This window comes from Micropruina sp. (genome assembly GCF_047606365.1).
Lineage (GTDB): Bacteria > Actinomycetota > Actinomycetes > Propionibacteriales > Propionibacteriaceae > Micropruina.
The window spans coordinates 1-3,022 of sequence record NZ_JASGEN010000044.1 but is presented as its reverse complement, the minus strand read 5'-3'; the positions used below and the strand labels follow the sequence as shown (position 1 = coordinate 3,022).

Genomic DNA, 3,022 nt, shown 5'->3' with positions numbered 1-3,022 from the left:
GGCCAGCCAGGACCGCCTCGGCCGGGGCGCCGCCGGCGCCGGCAGCTCGGCGCCGAGCAGGGCGCTGACCACGGCAACGGCTGTGGTGCCGTCGAGCAGGACGTGGTGCGTCACGAACAGCAGGTGGGCGGCGTCGGTGGAGCGCAGGAGCAGCAGACGCCACATCGGGATGGTTTCCGGCAGCCCGGCCAGCAGCACAGCGATCGCGGTGCCGGTCGGATCGTCGGTGTCGAGCTCGAGCACGTGTTGGGCCGGGTCGATGGCGACCTCTTCCCACCGGGCCGTCCGGGGATTCGGGGCGCGCCGGACGATGCGGTGCGCGAGCAGCGGGAACCCGGCCGCCCGCTCGGCGACCGTCGCGCGCAGGTCGTCGGTGTCGACGGTGCCGTCCAGCTCGGCGAGCACGCCGATCAGCCGTGGGTCGGGCCCGATGTCGCCAGCCAGTTCGGCGGCGTCCCCGATGGTGAACCGCAGCATTACACCCCCGTTCGCTACGAGTTTCGCGCATCACCGCGTGCGGTGCTCGGTGACCGCGCCGACGAGGTGCCGGCGCTGCCCGAACCCGTCCACGCCTGACCTGCCCACCGACGAGAGGAACCCGCCGATCCACCGCCCTGCGCCGCCTTCTCAACCGGCTGCGCCGGTCCGGCTGAACGCTTCCGCTTTCCGGGGGCGCGGCAGCTCGTCGCCGAGGGCAGGGGATTCCCTGGGCTCACCCCGAAAAGGGACCGCTGCTATGGAATTCACAGCCGCGGCGGCTGATCTGGAGGGGTGGCGTATCTGCTTCGCGATGACGATCAGCGATTGACCTCCGCAGAGGCATCCACTCTGTCGTGCACCGACGCGGGGGAGCTTCCGCGCCCGGAGCGCAGTGACCTGATTCCCGAGCGCAGCGACCTGATCGTGGTGGGCGGTGTGCCCGGTGCAGGCAAGAGCACCGCCATCGCACGGGCCTCGGCGGGTCTCGATCACGTCAGTGTGATCGATCCCGAGCAGGTCAATGAGTGGCTGCGGCGCCGGCTGCCGGCCTCGGTGCCGTACCGCAACTATCGCTGGCTCATCCACACCACGCACACCATCCGGGTGGTCGCGTCCCTGCTGAGCGGGCCGAGCGCCGGTCGTCGAGTGGTGATCCACGATCCCGGCACCCGGGTCCGCCGCCGCCAGTTCTTTCTCGCGCTCGCCGTCCGAGCCGGCTGGCGGGTGACGCTGCTCTTCATCGACGTCGATCACGACAGCGCGCGGGAAGGTCAATACCGCCGGGGACGGGTCGTCGCCTCGTTCGCGGATCATTGGCGCAGTTGGCAACGGCTCAAGCCGGCACTGACCGAGATGTCGCTGAGGCGCACCGGGCTGCCGGCGGGTGTCGACGCGATGCTGCTCGTCGACCGATCCCAAGCCGCGGCCGTCCTCCGCCGCCGACTTACTCTTGGCGGCCAGGCTCACTCTTGACGGCCAGACTCAGCTTTGAGGGTCAGGCCTGGAGCCGGTAGCCGAGACCGGGCTCGTTGATCAGGTGCCGGGGTGCGGCCGGGTCGGGTTCGATCTTGCGGCGGATCTGGTTGGCGAAGACCCGCAGATAGTGGTGTTCGCGGCCGTAGCCGGGTCCCCAGACGGCACGCAGCAGGTCTTCGTGCGGAACCAGCCGGCCCTGGTGCCGGGCCAGTTCGGCCAGCAGCCGCCACTCGGTCGGGGTGAGGTGGATCGTCTCCGAACCGCGGGTCGCCAGGTGGGCGGCGAAGTCGAGGGTCAGGCCGGGAGCAGTGAACGTCTCCGGTGCTTCCGCGGCGACCGACGTCCGACGCGCCGCCGCCCGGACCCGGGCCATCAGTTCGTTCACGTCGAACGGTTTGCTGACGTAGTCGTCGGCGCCTTCGTCGAGCGCCTCGATCTTGTCGTCGGCCTGCTGCCGGGCCGACAGCACGATCACCGGGACGGCGGAACGCTGCCGCAGCCGGCGCAGCACCTCGACGCCGTCCAGGTCGGGCAGGCCGAGGTCGAGGATCACCAGCTCGGGGTCGTCGGCCACGAAACTGGCGAGCGCCTGCCGTCCGGACGAGGCCAGCAGCACCTCGTGGCCGCGGGCTCGCAGGTTGATCCGCAGCGTGCGCTGCAGCATGGAATCGTCGTCGACCACCAGGATCCGGGTCACAATGCACCTCCGGGTTCGGCTGGGATCTCCTGACCCGGCCGGGTGGGCAGGGCGATCACCAGGGTCAGTCCACCACCGGGCGTCGGCTCGGCGCTGACCCGTCCGCCCATCGCCTCGGCCAGGCCACGGGCTACCGCCAGGCCCAGACCGATCCCTGTCCCGCTGGAGTCGCCTTGGCGCTGGAAGGGCTGGAAGATCCGCTCCAGTTCGCCGGGCGGGACGCCCGGACCGTTGTCAGTGACCCGCACCTCGACCCGGTCGGCGACCCGGCTGGCTCGCACCGTGATCGGAGTGTCGGCGCTCTGATAGCGCAGCGCGTTCTCGGCGATGTTGCCCAGCACCCGGTCGAGCAGCCCGGCGTCGGTGTGCGCCATCCGCGCCTCCGGATCGATCTCCCAGTGGGCGCGAGCCGGGTCGGGCAACGCTGCGAGGGTCGCCGGGATCACCTCGCCGAGATCGGTGGGCGCCGGATGGGCGATCAGCGCACCGGTCTGCAGCCGGGACAGGTCGAGCAGGTTGCCGATCAGCGCCTCCAGCCGGTCCGCGGACTCCTCGATGACGGCCATCAGCTCCGCCTCGTCGGCGGCCGACCAGGTCACCTCGGTGGAGCGCAGACTGCCGATCGCCGCCTTGATCCCGGCCAGCGGCGTCCGCAGGTCGTGCGAGACGGCGGACAGCAGCGCCGTCCGGGCCTGGTTGTCCCGGGCCAGTTGCGCGGCCGACCTGGCCGAACGCTGCAACTCCCGGCGTTGCAGGATGGCGCCGGCGTGGGCGGCGAAGGCGTCGAACAGGCGGCGCTGGCCGGCGGCCAGGCCGGGCGGTTGCAGCACCAGCTGATGCTCGCCGGCGTCCTCGTGGTCGGCGGGTGCG

4 protein-coding genes are annotated in these 3,022 nt (G+C 71.5%); 1 reads left to right on the top strand and 3 read right to left on the bottom strand.

Features of this window, described 5'->3' with window-relative positions:
- On the bottom strand, nt 1-477 hold a 477-nt coding region (locus QM624_RS05850; RefSeq protein ID WP_415089710.1), incomplete at its 3' end, for a hypothetical protein.
- Between the two features lie 327 nt (nt 478-804).
- Here QM624_RS05850 and QM624_RS05845 point away from each other — a divergent pair.
- Nucleotides 805-1,452 (top strand): AAA family ATPase, encoded by a 648-nt coding sequence (locus QM624_RS05845; RefSeq protein WP_415089708.1) that lies wholly within the window; start codon nt 805-807, stop codon nt 1,450-1,452.
- Between the two features lie 22 nt (nt 1,453-1,474).
- On the opposite strand, the gene QM624_RS05840 is transcribed toward QM624_RS05845, so the two are convergent.
- Both QM624_RS05840 and QM624_RS05835 read right to left on the bottom strand, forming a co-directional pair.
- Nucleotides 1,475-2,152, bottom strand: coding sequence for a response regulator (locus tag QM624_RS05840; protein WP_415089705.1), 678 nt, complete (start codon nt 2,150-2,152; stop codon nt 1,475-1,477).
- The coding region (locus tag QM624_RS05835) for a sensor histidine kinase (RefSeq protein WP_415089703.1) at nt 2,149-3,022 on the bottom strand (874 nt) is incomplete at its 5' end. The genes QM624_RS05840 and QM624_RS05835, both read right to left, overlap by 4 nt.